Raw genomic sequence first — 16,068 nt, forward strand, 5'->3', positions numbered from 1 at the left:
TCAATTAAGATAAAACTAGTAAATATGGATAGGAGCACTACATAATGATGAAAAAAACAATTTTATTTTTCAGCGGACTTATTCTATATAGTATCAGCCTAATAGCCATAGCTCATACTACCATTACAGCTGCTGGGGTTGAAGGAACCACTTTATACACTGCCGATGTCATTAACCATGGCTGTGAATCTGGGGTTAAATCAAAACTTCCAGTTATTGCTGAATCTATGGTTTTTCCCAATGGATCAGATGCTGTGGCTACTGTCCTTCCTAGCTCCGAAGTTGGTGCTTTTACTGCAACCACCCCAGGTCAACCTATTGATATAACTAGTGTTATTACGGGTGGAGCATTAACCATTGTTCCTACAGGGATGCAAGATAAGAATCTATTTGATATTCATGAAGTACAAACAGATGCTAATGGTAATGTTCGTGGATTTCATTATTCAAATAGTGATACGACTCCTCAAGGTCAAGATGGTGAGCTGCAATTAGATTTAGTAGGTACGATTCCTTTTAGACTAGCAGGGGTATCATTTCAGCCCACCTCCTGTGCAACTCAGCTGAATATACGTATTGGCATTGTAGACTGGTGTACTCATAAGACAGGTAACCGTCGTAATAATATTTGGATTGGCAATACTACGCCAACGTTTAATCAAACTGATAGAATCGCAACCGGTACTTTAGGGTTTTGGCCTACTTTAATCATTACGCGGGATTTAAAAAATAACCCACTTCCTTCCAGCTGTGGAGACGGTCAAGTTGTTGCGATACAACCATCAGATGATGCCATAGATACTTATTTACCCATGGATGGATTTACCCCCTAGAATAGGCAAGAAAGATACGCTATTTCACGGAAATTTAGGTAATAGCATTATGTCAAATCCCTTAAAAACACTTAAGGCTCAAAGAGCAATTAATTTATAATTAATTGTTTTTATTTACTAAAATAGATATGGCATAATTTTTGCTCAACTAAAAAGTTTAGTTTAAAGGCTTTGTACCTCCAGATAGAATTTAGGTTATGAATTTGAGACTGCTATTTACAATAGGATTGCTGATCTACGCTATGAGTAGCTTCGGAGAAGAAGTACCCTCTCCAGTAGGTGGCAATATCATACATCTAGAAGTTACCCAAGCTCCCTTAGAGCAAGTGCTCAAGATTATTGAAGAGCAAAGCAATCCTCGAGTATATATCCATAGTGCTTTAGAGAGCGATCAACTTATTAGTGCAAACTGTACTGGCATGCCGCTTATCGTATTGAAGTGTACCCTTGGAAAGGATATTAATCTTGTTTATCAATATGATCCTCAAGAAGCCACTCATTTACCTTCCCATCTTACTCAAATATCCCAAATATGGATTCTCAGCAATTCAAAAGGGGTAAAACTACCAGAAGATTCCCATGAAAATCAGTTACCTCTTTGCAATAAAGAGGAAAACACGAGTAAAAGTTCTTTAACTCAACTGTCTTCTGAGGGAACCCTTAATTTATCTTTGGATGAGATCAATCATCTTGCTGATCTCACTTATTCTTCTGATCCAAGCCAAAGAAAATCCGCCTTAGCCCGCCTTGCCCTTACTGATCAAGCAAGTGAGCCTATTAGGGAGGTAATGAAAACGGCATTACAAGACTCTAATCCGGAAGTAAGGGCACAGGCAATTTTTGGATTAGCTAAAAATCGCAGCCCTGATCTTGATTCTATATTGAGTACGGCGCTAAATGATGAAAATATGAATGTTCGTCTGATGGCGGTTAGCCATACAGAGAATACTTATCTACTGCAAACTGCCCTAGAAGATACCAGTGTAGCAGTACAAAACTTTGCAAAAATGAAATTAGAGCAAATTTCAAATAATGCATATGGAAAATAGGAGTAAGCCATGAAAAAACTTATCCTTTGGAATATAGTCGTTGTGCTGCTCACTTTAGGGTTAACTACCCAAGTAGCAGCTCATAATCAAATCGGATCCCTAGGAGATCCAGTAGGTGCTACTGATTACTATTTAGTTCAATGCTCTACTGACGAAGGTGGAACTACAGGACGGCTTTATTTACAAATATTTGACGGAACTACTACTCAAGGAGGAGGAAAACTAACCGTAACAGGACAATTTCAACAAGTAGCTATAAGTGCTTCTGCTCCAGTTAGAGGTGCTCCAATGCCTGGTGGTCCGGCAAGCCTCCTTCAGCCTGGAACAGATGGTACTTATACGATGTTTGTAACCAAACTGAAAGAAGGCGTTAAACAGTACAATGTGACTTATCACTGCCAATCGTCTGAGGGTGTCCATACGGGTACCTCAATAATAACTGTTCAAGATCAGTAATGAGCTTTATTAGTACTTATTGCTACTCTCTGCCTAGTGTATCGGGATAAGGTTCTTTGCTTATCCCGAATTTTTTCGTTTAACTTAAAAAATAAAGGAAACAGAAAAGCCAACAGAATTTAGCTATTTGAATATTATCAAAAAAATAAATAGGAGCACACAATGAAAGAATTTATGTTTTGGAATAGGATTGTTATTTTATTTACTCTAGGGGTGACTACCCAAGTCATCGCTCATGATCAAACTGGTACCTTAGGTGAGGATGCAGCAGCGAGTGATTACTTTTTAGTACAATGCTCTTCTGATCAAGGAGGGGCTACCGGTAAACTTGAGCTCTCCATATATGATGGAACTACTACTCAAGGAGGAGGAAAGATAAGTGCAGTAGGGGTGTTTAACGAAACAGTAGCCACCGCTTCTGATCCAAATAGGTTAGATGATCAACCGGGGGCAAAAGCAGCTGTTATCGGATCTAATGGTGCTTATAATGTATTTGTTCATAAGCTAAAAAACGGCGTTAAAAATTATAAATTAACTTACCATTGTAAATCTGCAGAGGGTGGTCATACTGGGACTGCATTGCAGACGATTCAAGATCAATAACTCATTTAAGTATTATGATGAAATATTGGAAACTAGGATTTCTCTATATCTTAGTAAGTTTTTTTCCTTTTATCGGGCTGGGTGCTACAAATAATGAGCAAGTGCCCAGCTGCTCATTTACCTCTATTGGAAATTCCGATCAGGTCACTCTAAATCAATTAGAAGGGGAGGTAATTTATCTAGATTTTTGGGCTTCCTGGTGTATTCCTTGTTTAAAATCTTTTCCATTTTTAAATGAGCTACATCATGAATATAGCGAGCAAGGATTGCACATTTTGGCAGTCAATGTAGATGAACATTTAGAAGATGCCCAACAATTTCTAAATCAAATGCCTGTAGATTTTAAAGTGATGATTGATCCACAGCAGCAATGTGCCAAAGCATTTGCTCTAAAAGGGATGCCCTCTTCTTTTATTATTGATAGGAGTGGCACGATTTATCATACCCATCTTGGGTTTATGTCTAGTGATATTAAAGAGATTAAAGATTCAGTAAAGCAAGCATTACTCAAGCAGTAACCATGAACTGAGACAGGGGCTAAATTATTTGGATGGATTGTAATTTATGAAAAAACATAAATATATAAGCCGAATATGGCTTGTGATACCACTATTTTTATTCCTATTTAGCATTATCTCAGGTTGTAGCCAAGTCGCTCCATGGGAGCGAGGTAATCTTGCTCGGTTTCAAATGAATCCAGCCCCTCATCCATTACAAGATGCGGCAAAACAGCAAGTAACCAGTGCTAGAGAGTCAGCAGCAGGTGGAAGCAATACCACTGGAGGCGGTTGTGGTTGTTATTAAAGGATTAAATTCCATAGAACCATCTCATGATGATACATTGCAGGCTTTAACAGCTGCTGCATTATCCCTACCGGGATTATCCATAAGATCGCTAAGTGATAAGAGTAAAAACGAATCAAGAGTAGAGGCTGAAACTACTCCTTTACGAATACTGGCCACAACCGGGTTAACTTTATCTGGCCTAATAGGCTTTCCAGTGCAAGGTGCAAATTTTGTTGATGATTTTATGGATCTAAACAATTTTCACCCAGAAGGTGGAAATTTTAGTATTCAATATAATCATTTTGGAGAAGGAAATAATACGCCTAGCCAATTTCGAATGAAAAAAAATACGATTCATGTGGACAGTATTCATGGTTCCGCTGAAGTAAATCTTTCTGATAGACTCACTTTTGTTGCACAATTTATTCAAGATACATGGTCTGGTGCAACTGAAATTACCTCTGCGCCTGCAGCAGTAACACGATGGAATCCAAATGCAGAATCAGGTGCTTCTGGATTTTTAAATATTCAACAAGGGCTTGTTAATTTTGATACGCAAACTGGTCAGGGGTTAGCGACCATTCCTAATACGTTTGATCAATTAATGACTGGCGAGGTGATCAACGTAATGGCAGAGGCTTCTCCAGAAACCAGAAAACAGGGAGATTTCACCTTATCTTACCGATGGAATGATGATATTACTTTTAATCTTGGTGGGGGAGATTCAGATGAAAGGGATTTTCATTCTCAGTATTTTCGTTTTGGTGAAATATGGGATTTTAACCAAAAACATACCACCTTTAATTGGAATGTAAGTTACACGCACAACAGTATTACTGCAGATCGATTCCCTTTTAGATTAGGGTCAGCACCTGTAAATGCTCAAACACCAACAAATCCAGATTTCCCTGATTGGTCTGTATATGTAAATGAAGATAGGCACGATATTTCTCTAAATTTAGGTGTTTCTCAAGTGTTAGATAAAAATTCTTATTTTGATGCAGATTTTATCTATCTTCGTAACGCTGGATACAATTCCGATCCGTATAAAGAAGCCCTTTTCCTTATTCCTTTAACTACCCCAGGTACTGCATGGACCTATAGTCGTTATGATAATCGCCCTGATCTTCGAGATCAGTTTACTTGGAAGTTTGGCTATACTCATTTTTTTGAAAAGCCAAAAGCTGCGTTAAAGTTAAACTATAGCTTTTTTCATGATACTTGGGATATTAATGCAAGTACTTTTGGAGCCTCATGGGCACAGCCGGTAGGCTATGGTTGGACGCTGACACCTAATGTTAGGTATTACAGTCAAAGTGCTGCAAGTTTTTATAGTCCTTATTTTATTGGTTCTCAAACCCCTATATCGCTAACTGATGCGCTAAATAATCAAGCTACTTTGCCTACTCCTCAGTACTTCTCTAGTGACTATCGATTATCTGGCTATGGCGTAATTAGTGGAGGGTTATCGGTGAGTAAACAGTTTACTGAAGGAGTCACCCTTGCAGGAAGTTTTAATTATTATCGCCTTCAAGGAGACCTGAAACTAGGAAGTGGTGGTGTCGGCAATTTTGCCGATATTAGCTATTATGCCACTAATGCTTCCATAAATATGGATTTGGGTGCTTTAGCACGACCTGGTGGTATCTTATCTGCTCATCATAGTAGCAACCATAGTGGGCACGGAGGGCATAATATCCCCGCCGGAGTAATGTATGCCCATATGCTTGATGAGCCTGGGCAACTTATGGTAGGTCTTAGATATACTCATGAAGGCTGGAAACCACCTAGCGGTGGTGCTATGCTCCATGGCACTCAACCCGCAAGCTTAACAGATATTATGAATAACGGATGTGGTTCTAATGGGGCTACTTGTGGGATGGCACCCATGCATATGGATATGAGTATGGAAATGATTGAATTCATGTATGCCCCTACTTCTTGGGCAACTTTAATGTTTATGCCTTCATTTATGGATATGCAAATGCCTATGGAAAATATACCAGGCGCACCTCAGGTAACTCCAGGACAAAGCAGCATGATTATGCCCAGTGGTGTTTTAAGAGAAGCCACTGGAGGGATTGGTGATACCCAGTTTCTAGCGCTGTGGAGATTATATGATTCTCCCCATCAAATGGTACCGAGAGCACAACATCATATTCATCTTACTACTGGGCTAAGTGCTCCTACTGGGCATTCAGGGCTTACATTAAATGATCAAGAAACCGACACCACCAGCCCATTTTTTGGTCAAGCCTTGTTTTATGAATATGACATGCAACTGGGTAGTGGTACTTGGGATTTTTTACCTAGTTTAACTTATACCGGTAATATAGATCGCTGGTCTTGGGGTAGTCAATTCAATGGAATTGTACGTACAGGCAGAAATTCCTCAGGCTATGGATTAGGAGATCGATTTGAAGCGATGACTTGGGGTAGCTACGATATATTCAATTGGCTCTCTTTTTCAACTCGGGGTATGTATACGATGCAAGGTGCTATAAATGGGCAGTTTAATGAGAAAGTCCAAACAGTAGGAGCCATGCCAGATCGTTATCCCACAAATTATGGGGGCCAATATTGGGATGTAGGATTTGGTCTAAATGCAGCAATTCAAGAGGGAACTCTTAAAGGTAACCATCTAAGTCTTGAATGGTTACAGCCAGTTTATCAAAATGTAAATGGTTATCAGCTTTCGAAAGTGGGATCTATATTTGCTACTTGGGGCTTTGATTTTTAACCCTATCTTCGTATGAAGCTCTATCACCACCACTTTAAAGCTATGGGTAGTCCTTGCGAGCTTCAGATCTATGCAAAAAGTAAAATAAAAGCGGAAAGAGCAATCAATCAAATTATTGAAGATATAAATCGGATTGAAAATCTTTATTCTCGTTATAAACCAAAGAGTTTTCTTTCTCAAATCAATCAAGTTGCAGCTATTGGAGGGCATATCTCTGTAGATCACGAAACTCAAGGGCTACTTAACTATGCAGCCACCTGCTATGTTCAAAGTGATGGTCTATTTGATATTACCTCCGGGATTTTACGTCAGGCTTGGAACTTTAAGTCAGGTATTATCCCTAGCAATAGGGATATTCAAGCATTACTAAATAGGATTGGTTGGGAAAAGTTACGATGGGAACCTCCTGTATTGATATTCCCTTTAGCAGGCATGGAGATAGATTTTGGTGGGATTGTCAAAGAATATACTGCAGATAGGGTAGCTGCATTAGCACAACAAGCAGGGATTAAAGGGGGATTAGTTAATCTAGGGGGTGATATTAAAATTATTGGTCCAAGAGTAGATGGAAATCCTTGGTGTATCGGAATTCGCCATCCAGAACAAAAAGGGGTAGCAATCCGTAAAGTGCTGCTTCATCAAGGAGCTGTTGCCAGTAGTGGAGACTATGAGCGTTATCTTTTATTCAACGAGGTTCGTTATGGTCATATTCTCAATCCTAAAACAGGCTGGCCAGTACAAAATTTAATTGCTGTGACAGTAGTCAATGATTTATGCGTAGTAGCTGGTAGTGCTTCAACCATTGCTATGCTAAAAGAAGAAGAAGGGAAGCAATGGCTTAAAAACTTAGGACTGTCTTATTTTTGGGTAGATTCTAAAAACAGTACTGGAGGTACTTTAAATAACTTATCGCTTATTGAAAATAATAATATATCCGCTGTTGCTATAGTTTCTTAATTAAATAATAAGGTTATAAAAATCCCTTTCATGCTTAGATCTGAAAAAATAAGATTGTATCTCACCGTGTTTTTGGTAGGGATTGCAGTGATGATTGTAGAATTATTAGGTACCCGAATTATTGCCCCTTTTTATGGGGCCAGTCTCTATGTTTGGTCTGCTTTAATTTCAGTGACTATGCTGGCACTTGCTGGAGGATATTTTATTGGGGGTTATTGGGCTGATCAAGCCAAAAAATCTCATTTATCTTTAGTTATTGCATGTGTTGCATTATGTATTTTTTTAATTCCTTGGATTACTCGTCCCGTATTACTTGTTACTGATTCTTTTGAGTTACAGCTGGGTGCTTTTTTAAGTGCATTGATATTGTTTTCCCCTTGCTTAGTTTTTTTAGGTATGGTCAGTCCCATGGCCATTCGTTTATCCTCCCTTGTATTGGAGGAAGTGGGTACCAGTGCTGGCACAGTTTATGGTATAAGTACCTTGGGGAGCGTTATAGGTACTTTATTTTTAGGGTTTTATTTATTTCCTAGAGTTGGATCTTATCAGATCTTAATCGGACTTGGGGTAGTGTTACTTATCCTTTCAGGGATTACGATCTTTTATGAAAGGGAAAAATCAAAGACCTATATTTTTTTCCTATCCATAATATTTATTACCGCAGTAGCTATTGGAATATTAGGGCTAACAAATGTTCATCGTAACAGCTCTATACACTCTGGAGGACATTCATTTAAAATTTTATCTACGCAAGAAAGCCTATATGGCTGGGTAAGAGTTATTGATGAACCAGAAAAGGATCTTCGCTTGCTTGCTACTGACTCTTCTATAATTGGAGCAGCTAGTATCCATAATGGCCAAAATAGGCTAGCGTATCAGAATATTGTCCCTTTACTTCCTCTGTTAGCTAAGCACGCTATCAAACATGCTTTGCTTATAGGACAAGGAGCAGGTCATATGGCAACAGTACTGAAAAGCCAATATGGAATTATGGTAGATACCTTAGAAATTAATCCTGCCGTTGCTCAAGCTGCAACCGATTATTTTGATTTTATGCCTACTGGAAAAACAATAATAGGTGATGCCCGCTACAAAATCCGTCATTTGAAAGGTGCTTATGACTTAATTATTCATGATTGCTTCACTGGAGGAGCAGAGCCTGAGTATTTACTTACTGTAGAGGCTCTTAATCAATTACGATCTTTACTTTCAGAGCAAGGAATGTTTGTACTTAATTTTGTAGCCTTTGCAGAAGGGGGTAAAAACTCTGCCCTTGCTTCTGTTGCAAAGACTATAGATCAGGTTTTCCCTTATCAAACCGTTTTTATTTCTGAGCCCAGTAAAGATTTTAATGATTTTATTTTTTTAGCCACAATTAATAATTTTATTAACCTCAATAAAAAATCTCTTCATTCTATTCAAAAAGCATGGTTGAAACAACGGTTATTTACGATAGACAAAGCAAAGGGAATCATATTAACAGATAATTTTCATCCCTTAGCATACCTACAAACTAAGAAAGCGAATTATTATCGATCTACCTTAATTGGCTGGTTAGGTACTAATCTTTTAATAAGATAGTTAGCCTTATGTTTTTTATTACTCCATTTAAGCAGTTTATAAGAAATAGAGAGCTTATTATTCAGCTAATTTGGAGTGAAACTGCAGGGCGTTACCGTGGTTCTTTTGCTGGATTTTTATGGTCTTTATTAAATCCATTGTTTTCACTCATAATGTATACTTTTGTCTTTGGGATAGTATTTAAAGCTCGCCAAGGACTAGCGGCAGAAACCACCTTTGATTTTTCTTTAATGCTCTTTGTAGGACTTATCCTCCATGGATTACTTACCGAATGTATTACTAGAGCTCCTTTTCTAATTACTGGGAACCCAAGTTATGTAAAGCAGGTAGTTTTCCCCCTTGAAATTTTGCCTCTAGTTACTCTAGGATCTAGCCTTTTCCATACCAGCATTAGTTTTCTATTGCTCATTGCTGCTTGGGTGCTGACTCATGGTGGTGTTGGAATCTCTGCTGTTTATATTCCTTGTTTCATTTTTCCTTTAAGCCTTATTGCACTAGGGTTAGGATGGTTGATTGCTGCGATTGCTGTCTACTTTAGAGATATAAATCAACTGGTAAGTTTTATGAGCAGTGGGCTTTTATTTTTCTCTCCTATTTTTTACCCAGCCAGTGCAGTTCCTCAGCCCTTTCAAACTATTTTAAGTATCAACCCACTTACTTATGTAATTGAGCAAATACGTAGTTGCCTTTTAGGTAAAGATCCGCTTTTGCTTAAGGATTACCTAATTTATTTGCTAATTGCTTCTTTAGTAGCTGTGCTGGGTTACTTTTGGTTTCAAAGAGTTCGCCCAGGGTTTGCAGATATTTTATAAGGGCTGCATCTATGATGCCACTTATTAAGGTAGATAGTGTAAGTAAATGTTATCACTTATATCATCGACCTCAAGATAGATTGCTACAGCTTTGGTTTAAAAATCGTAAGCAGCTTTACCAAGAATTTTGGGCATTGCAAGATATTTCTTTTGAAATATACTCTGGGGAATCCGTTGCAATTGTAGGGCAAAATGGAGCAGGAAAAAGTACTTTACTTCAACTGATTGCAGGCACCCTAACTCCTAGCTCTGGGAAGATTACTATTCGTGGTAGAATTGCTGCTCTATTGCAGTTAGGCAGTGGCTTTAATCCTGAGTTTACTGGTCGAGAGAATATATTTTTGAATGGTGCAATTTTAGGATTTAGCCGCAGCGAAATTTCTAAGAGATTTACTGAAATTGCTGATTTTGCAGATATAGGTGACTTCATTGATAGACCTGTAAAAACCTATTCATCAGGTATGGCGATGCGTCTTGCTTTTGCGGTATCTACTTGTCTTGAACCGGAAATTCTTATTATTGATGAAGCCCTAGCAGTAGGGGATGCAGTGTTTCAATTTAAATGCCGTAATCGTTTACAGGAATTAATTACTAAAGGGGTTACCCTACTATTTGTTTCCCATGATATGAGTGCAGTTAAGTCTTTTTGTTGCCGTGCCATCTATTTAGAACAAGGGAAAAAAAAGACAGAAGGAGAAGCCGAACAAATTGCAGAATCCTATTTTATGGATGTTCGTGCAAAACAGATTAAAAATACTTCAACAAAAAATAAGATCACTGCAATTCAGGAAAAAAGCCAAGGAGGTTACGGTACTCAAGAAGGAGAAATTATTTCAGATCACTTTAACACTACAGGGAATAATCAGGCTTTTTTTAACTATGGAGATGAGATTGTCTTTACAGTAATTTGCCAATTAAATGCTCCTGTAAAATCCCCAACCCTCTCTGTAGTAATTCAAGCTGGAAACCTAGTAGGTATTGGTGGACAATGGTTTTCATTGAGTACTTTTATAAAAGAGCGACAACCTATTACTTTAACTATCAAGCTACCAGCTTATTTTAATGAGGGAAAATACTTTATTACATTAAGATTAGAAGATCGTCGAGATGAAAAAAATACATTTATTTTGCATAAAATCCCAGGTGCATTAAGTTTTGATGTTTTTTCTCCAAAGGACAATACTCTACTTGGATTCCATAATTTACAGTTAACTTGCATACAATGACTTATGGTCATTTCCCATAAATATAAATTTATTTTTATAAAAAATGGAAAAACAGCAAGCACCAGCATTGAAGTTTTTCTCTCTCAAATTTGTGCTGATTCTGATATTTTCACCCCTATTTATCCACCTGTAACACCTCATGTTCCTCGAAACCATGAAGGTTTCTATAATCGTATGACCAGTGCAGAAATTCGTGATCAAATAGGGGAGCAAACTTGGAAAAATTATTTTAAATTTTGTGTAGAGCGAAATCCTTGGGATAAAATGATTTCTTATTATCATATGGCTAAATTTAGGGTCAATGGTAATCTAACCCTCGATGAGTTTTTAGCCACTGGTGTGTTTCCTGTTAATTTTCCTCGGTATACAGAGCCGAAAGATCCTACACAAATTATTGTGGATCAAATTATTTATTATGAAGATTTAATTGCAGGATTAGGAGAAGTATTTAAAAAATTGGATATCCCTTTTTATGGATCTCTAGGTGTAGGGGCAAAATCTGAATATCGTACCGATTATAGATTTTACCAAGATATTTTAACAGAAGAGCAGGCCCATAAAATTCAAGATATTTTTGCTACTGAAATTAGTCTTCATGGTTACTGTTTTGATGGTTCAAGACAGAAATTGTGATTAGCAACACTTATAATTTCATTTTTGTGCATATTCCTAAAACAGCAGGTAATGCGATTCAAAGTGTACTAAGGAAGTATTCTGAAGATAGGGTAGTTAAAAATAGCCATGATAAAGATGGAATTCATAGATTTGGGGTTGTAAGTTCCTATGGGACGGAGAAGCACGCTACTCTTACTAACTATTTTACAGTACTAAGTGCTGAAAAATTTAAAGAAAAGCAAAAAATTACTTGTATTCGTAATCCTTGGGATCGGGCAATTTCTTTTTATTTTTCTCCCCATCGGGAGTGTAACCACTGGGATCGAAATGAATTTATCCATACTTTAGATAATATTCAACCCATAAGCTATTTTATGAAATTACCTCATACGACTGATCTAAAAGCTAATTTTGATTTTATTATTCGCTACGAACAAATTGACCTAGATTTTTCTAATCTGTGTCAATTTCTTGGATTTTCTGCAGAAAAACTACCTAAAATCAATCAAGGAATCCATCAAAGTTATATAAAATATTATGATTCAGAATTAATTGATTTAGTCGCCGATCGGTTTCAAGAAGATATTACTCTTTTCAGTTATGAGTTTAACAAGTGATGCAGGCAGTCATCGTTCATATTCCTAAAGTGGCTGGTACTTCATTAAAAAATGCCATTACAGAAGAAATTGAATCCAATAATATTTACTTTGACTATCATCGCCCTTTAGCAAAAGGAAATTTACGAAGAAATATGGATTGTTTATTTACGAGTATCAAAAATAAGCCTAGATCTGAGCTAATAATTTTTGGTCATTTTCTTGTAGGAAAATACGCTACATTTAATGGAATTTATTTTAAAAACCGCCCTAATACGGTCTATATTACTTTTCTGCGTGATCCACTTCAGCGAGCTATTTCCCATTTTTTTTTCTGGAAACGAACAGATGTGACGGGGCATAGAGTTTGGGAGCAATTTACTCAAGAGAATTGGGACTTAGAGCGATTTCTACTTTCCAAAGAACATAGAAATTTTCAGACTAAGTTCTTTTGGCGTTTTCCTTTAGTGCAATTTGATTTTATTGGGCTTACAGAACACTTTAATGACAGCATAAAAATGCTTAGGATCACTTTTCCTCTATTTAAAAATTTATCAATAAAAGAGGAAAATGCTAACCCTACACATAGGGTAGGCAATAGTTACGCTATTTCCCCTAAATTAACAAAGCAATTTAAGCAACAAAATCAGCAGGACTATGCTTTGTATTACCAAGCTATGGATATTTTTATGCAGCAAAAGTTAAAATTACTTGCCCATGGCTAATCATCCCTCACCTATAGTATTCCTGCTTGGTGTTCCTCGCTCGGGAACTACCTTACTCTCCTGTTTACTTAACCAACATCCAGATATTTATTGCCCACCAGAGCCTTGGTTACTTTTAGGGTTAGAAGCACTAGGTAAAGTACCTATTGATCACCCAGCAGATTCTCCACTTCTTACAGGTGCAACTACGGAGTTTTTAGAATCCCAACGATTTCAATATTTAAAACAAGCAGCTCTGGCTATCTATGAAAAAAAACGAGTAGATGTAGGGAAGCAAGTTTTTATTGATAAAACTCCCCGCTATTATCATATTCCAGAATTTTTAAGTAGTTTTTTACCCGAAAGTAAATTTATCTTACTGGTACGCAATCCACTAGATATTGCCGCATCTTTTAAAACATCTTGGGGAGTTAATCTACCCAAAATTATTAGCCAACAAGACGATACACCCTTTTTATTTGATTATATTTTAGGGGTTAGTCATTTATTAGCATTTTCTAAAAACTACCCAGTACTTGGTATAGCTTACGAAAACTTAGTGACTAGCCCAGATTCAGAGATGGATCGGATATTTCATTACCTGTCTTTGCCTAAACAAAAAATAAATCAAAATTTAGATTCATCCATTTATAAAGAGAGTCTCTTTGGAGATAGAAATATTTTAGATACACCTTATATTCATACTCAATCTATAGGGACATATCAAGATGTTTTTACCCCTGAAGAAATAGGAACTCTTATTAATGGATTAGGTAAGGATATCTATGCACAACTGGGTTATGGAGAGCAATGCGATCAAATATGTAAAAAACTCAATATTGCCCTCGATCCGCAACAGCCTTCAAAACTATTTGAAGTGGCAGAAAGCTATGTTCAAAAACGCCGTAGTGCTTGGTCAGATCCCGATCATAGAGGAGTTTTTGGTGCTCAAATTGAAGGCTTAACCCAACAACTTGAAGCATTAGATATCCATATTGAAACAGTAGAAACACGAAATACCCAAATTAGCCAGCAGCTACAAGATAAAGATAGAGAGCTAGATTCTCTGAAATCTCAAGTTATACACCTCCAAAAAGAGCAAGAAAAACTTAATCATCAACTTAAGCTTATCGAATATAGAGGATTAAGAACTCGACTACGGGAAGACCTTACTTATATAAAAATAAGAATCAAAGATTTAATTAAAAGAAAGCTTTTCCGAATTGTTCAAGGTTCGCCACCACCTCCTTTACCTAAAATTTCTATTGTGACCCCAATCCTTAATGGGCAACAATATCTTACAGCCACCTTAAATTCTGTGCTTACTCAAAATTATCCTTACTTAGAATTTATTATTGTAGATGGAGGTTCTACAGATAGCACTTTATCTATTATTGAAGATTTTCAGCAAAATAAAAATTTTCCTAATGAAATTAGCAAAGTGATTTCTGAACCTGATCAAGGAATGTATGATGCCATTGCAAAAGGATTCTCTTATGCAACTGGAGAAATACTCGCTTATCTTAATGGAGATGATTTATTAGAAGGAGGAGCACTTACAGCAGTAGGTAGTTACTTTGCAGGCCACCCTAAAGCAGCAGTGATTTACCATGAAGACAGTGTATTAGTAAATGGTTGGAAATATCCAAATACTTATCAACCTAAAGGTATAAATACTGCTCAGCTACTCAATCGTCATATTCTTTTCCAAGATGGAATTTTTTTCAGGAGAAGCGCCTATAAAAAAGTAGGAGGGATTAGGAAGGATCTAAAATATGCAGGAGATTATGATTTTTGGCTTAGATTATCTGCTAAGTTTAAATTTATCCGCCAACCTAACCATGCGAGTACCTTTCGAGTTCATCAAGGGCAACTAAGCCAGGATATGGAATCCTATCGCCAAGAAATGGAGCAAGCTCGCAATGATTTTCTTAATCAAGTCTCTTCATTACAAAAATCAAGCTGGAAATTCCAAATAAAATTTTATCGCTTACTTCGATGGATTACTAAGAGAGTAATTCATAAAAATAGATTATTTTTTCCGATTGATTTTCAAAACCAACCTCCACCTATAGTTACCCTAATTGGTACCGAATATGGGCAAGCGATTAGTCCTATTGATTATAAACCAGCAAATAGGCTTTTATTTAGTACGCCAGATACTCGTTTTGGAGGTAATAAAATTCATCACATTTATTTAGACACCCGTTATAATATTGCCATTACCTATCCGCTTGTTTCAGAAACTGAGTTGGATGATCTATATCAACAGCACTATTCAAACCCTCCAATAGGAATTCAAGAACCTAAAAGTACTTCCCCTTATCGCCAATTTAATGGAAAGTATTGGTGGGAAAAAATATTATTACGCCTCCCTACAGAAAAAATCCATCCTCATACTTGGCAAGATCAGACCTTAATTGAACTAACTCAGGTACTTCAAGGTATTAAGGTAGATATTAAAGTACCACTTAAGCTGCTAGATGTAGGCTGTTTTGAAGGCCAGCTTTTAGATGAAATTAAAATAAAAACACCTTGGCAAGGTTTTGGTTTAGAAGCTAATCCTAAAGCGGTAGAAGCAGTAAGTAAAAAAGGACATTTAGTTTGGCAAGGACATGGTTCGCAAGCCACTGAAATTATCCCAAAATCCCATCAGTTTGACGTAATCTTTATGGGACAGGCGATAGAGCATATGAACAATCCTGTACAAGTACTACGGCAGCTCCGTTTATTGCTTGCTCCAAGTGGGGTTTTAATTCTAAGTACACCTAATTTGGATTCTCGCCAAATTAATTGGTTTGGCCCTACTTGGGCTCATTGGCATGCACCCTATCATCGCTATATTTTCTCTAAAAAAGGATTATACGCACTTGCCAAACAAGTTGGACTAAAATCTGTTTGTTTTAAAACTTTTTCTCACCCTTACTGGAGTGCTTTATCTATTATTCAGAATAGCTTAGGGTTAGGAGGAAGTGTTTCCCATGGCATAGAGTTTGATCCTTTAGTACATCAAAGAGCAGCCCGAGTATATTTTTGGCAGCAGCTATTTTGGAATAAGCTAGGCAAAGGAGATTATAGTTTCTTTGCTATGCAAGAAGGAGAGGGGTAAT

15 protein-coding genes are annotated in these 16,068 nt (G+C 37.1%); all 15 read left to right on the top strand.

The features are described from left to right. Window positions 1-44 precede the first annotated feature (44 nt). The 15 genes from NSCAC_RS02445 to NSCAC_RS02515 all read left to right on the top strand — a co-directional run bounded on the left by NSCAC_RS02445 (window position 45) and on the right by NSCAC_RS02515 (window position 16,067). Entirely contained in the window at window positions 45-833 is a 789-nt protein-coding gene (locus tag NSCAC_RS02445) for a hypothetical protein (protein WP_197744847.1), read from the top strand. A 242-nt stretch (window positions 834-1,075) separates the two neighbouring features. Continuing rightward, complete coding sequence (locus NSCAC_RS02450; RefSeq protein ID WP_197744848.1) at window positions 1,076-1,882, top strand: HEAT repeat domain-containing protein; 807 nt, start codon at window positions 1,076-1,078, stop codon at window positions 1,880-1,882. A gap of 9 nt (window positions 1,883-1,891) precedes the next feature. Further along, window positions 1,892-2,338, top strand: coding sequence for a hypothetical protein (locus NSCAC_RS02455; RefSeq protein WP_197744849.1), 447 nt, complete (start codon window positions 1,892-1,894; stop codon window positions 2,336-2,338). A gap of 162 nt (window positions 2,339-2,500) precedes the next feature. After that, window positions 2,501-2,941 carry a hypothetical protein gene (locus NSCAC_RS02460; RefSeq protein WP_197744850.1) on the top strand — a complete coding sequence of 147 codons (441 nt, stop codon included), beginning with the start codon at window positions 2,501-2,503 and terminating at the stop codon, window positions 2,939-2,941. A gap of 14 nt (window positions 2,942-2,955) precedes the next feature. Continuing rightward, window positions 2,956-3,459, top strand: coding sequence for a TlpA family protein disulfide reductase (locus tag NSCAC_RS02465; RefSeq protein WP_232085969.1), 504 nt, complete (start codon window positions 2,956-2,958; stop codon window positions 3,457-3,459). Between the two features lie 46 nt (window positions 3,460-3,505). Next, window positions 3,506-3,745 (top strand): DUF4266 domain-containing protein, encoded by a 240-nt coding sequence (locus NSCAC_RS02470; RefSeq protein ID WP_197744851.1) that lies wholly within the window; start codon window positions 3,506-3,508, stop codon window positions 3,743-3,745. Beyond that, the gene (locus NSCAC_RS02475; protein ID WP_197744852.1) at window positions 3,732-6,467 is read left to right on the top strand and encodes a DUF3570 domain-containing protein; all 2,736 of its coding nucleotides are present in this window, start codon (window positions 3,732-3,734) and stop codon (window positions 6,465-6,467) included. The genes NSCAC_RS02470 and NSCAC_RS02475 overlap by 14 nt, the downstream gene beginning before the upstream one ends. Before the next feature lie 12 nt (window positions 6,468-6,479). Continuing rightward, the gene (locus NSCAC_RS02480) at window positions 6,480-7,424 is read left to right on the top strand and encodes an FAD:protein FMN transferase (protein ID WP_197744853.1); all 945 of its coding nucleotides are present in this window, start codon (window positions 6,480-6,482) and stop codon (window positions 7,422-7,424) included. Between the two features lie 30 nt (window positions 7,425-7,454). Then, window positions 7,455-9,005 (top strand): fused MFS/spermidine synthase, encoded by a 1,551-nt coding sequence (locus NSCAC_RS02485; RefSeq protein ID WP_197744854.1) that lies wholly within the window; start codon window positions 7,455-7,457, stop codon window positions 9,003-9,005. 8 nt (window positions 9,006-9,013) lie between these two features. Beyond that, the gene (locus NSCAC_RS02490) at window positions 9,014-9,817 is read left to right on the top strand and encodes an ABC transporter permease (RefSeq protein ID WP_197744855.1); all 804 of its coding nucleotides are present in this window, start codon (window positions 9,014-9,016) and stop codon (window positions 9,815-9,817) included. 11 nt (window positions 9,818-9,828) lie between these two features. Next, window positions 9,829-11,043, top strand: a complete 1,215-nt coding sequence (locus NSCAC_RS02495) for an ABC transporter ATP-binding protein (RefSeq protein WP_197744856.1) — start codon at window positions 9,829-9,831, stop codon at window positions 11,041-11,043. Window positions 11,044-11,046: 3 nt separating this feature from the next. After that, a complete protein-coding gene (locus tag NSCAC_RS02500) occupies window positions 11,047-11,676 on the top strand; it encodes a sulfotransferase family protein (protein ID WP_197744857.1) in 630 nt (209 codons plus the stop codon). Window positions 11,677-11,702: 26 nt separating this feature from the next. Next, window positions 11,703-12,275: a sulfotransferase family 2 domain-containing protein gene (locus tag NSCAC_RS02505; RefSeq protein WP_232085970.1), complete on the top strand. Its 573-nt coding sequence runs from the start codon at window positions 11,703-11,705 to the stop codon at window positions 12,273-12,275. Continuing rightward, window positions 12,275-12,979 carry a sulfotransferase family 2 domain-containing protein gene (locus tag NSCAC_RS02510; RefSeq protein WP_197744859.1) on the top strand — a complete coding sequence of 235 codons (705 nt, stop codon included), beginning with the start codon at window positions 12,275-12,277 and terminating at the stop codon, window positions 12,977-12,979. Before NSCAC_RS02505 ends, NSCAC_RS02510 begins: the two co-directional genes overlap by 1 nt. Beyond that, window positions 12,972-16,067 carry a sulfotransferase gene (locus NSCAC_RS02515; protein ID WP_197744860.1) on the top strand — a complete coding sequence of 1,032 codons (3,096 nt, stop codon included), beginning with the start codon at window positions 12,972-12,974 and terminating at the stop codon, window positions 16,065-16,067. Before NSCAC_RS02510 ends, NSCAC_RS02515 begins: the two co-directional genes overlap by 8 nt. Window position 16,068 lies beyond the last annotated feature (1 nt).

Source organism: Candidatus Nitrosacidococcus tergens (assembly GCF_902810445.1).
Lineage (GTDB): Bacteria > Pseudomonadota > Gammaproteobacteria > Nitrosococcales > Nitrosococcaceae > Nitrosacidococcus > Nitrosacidococcus tergens.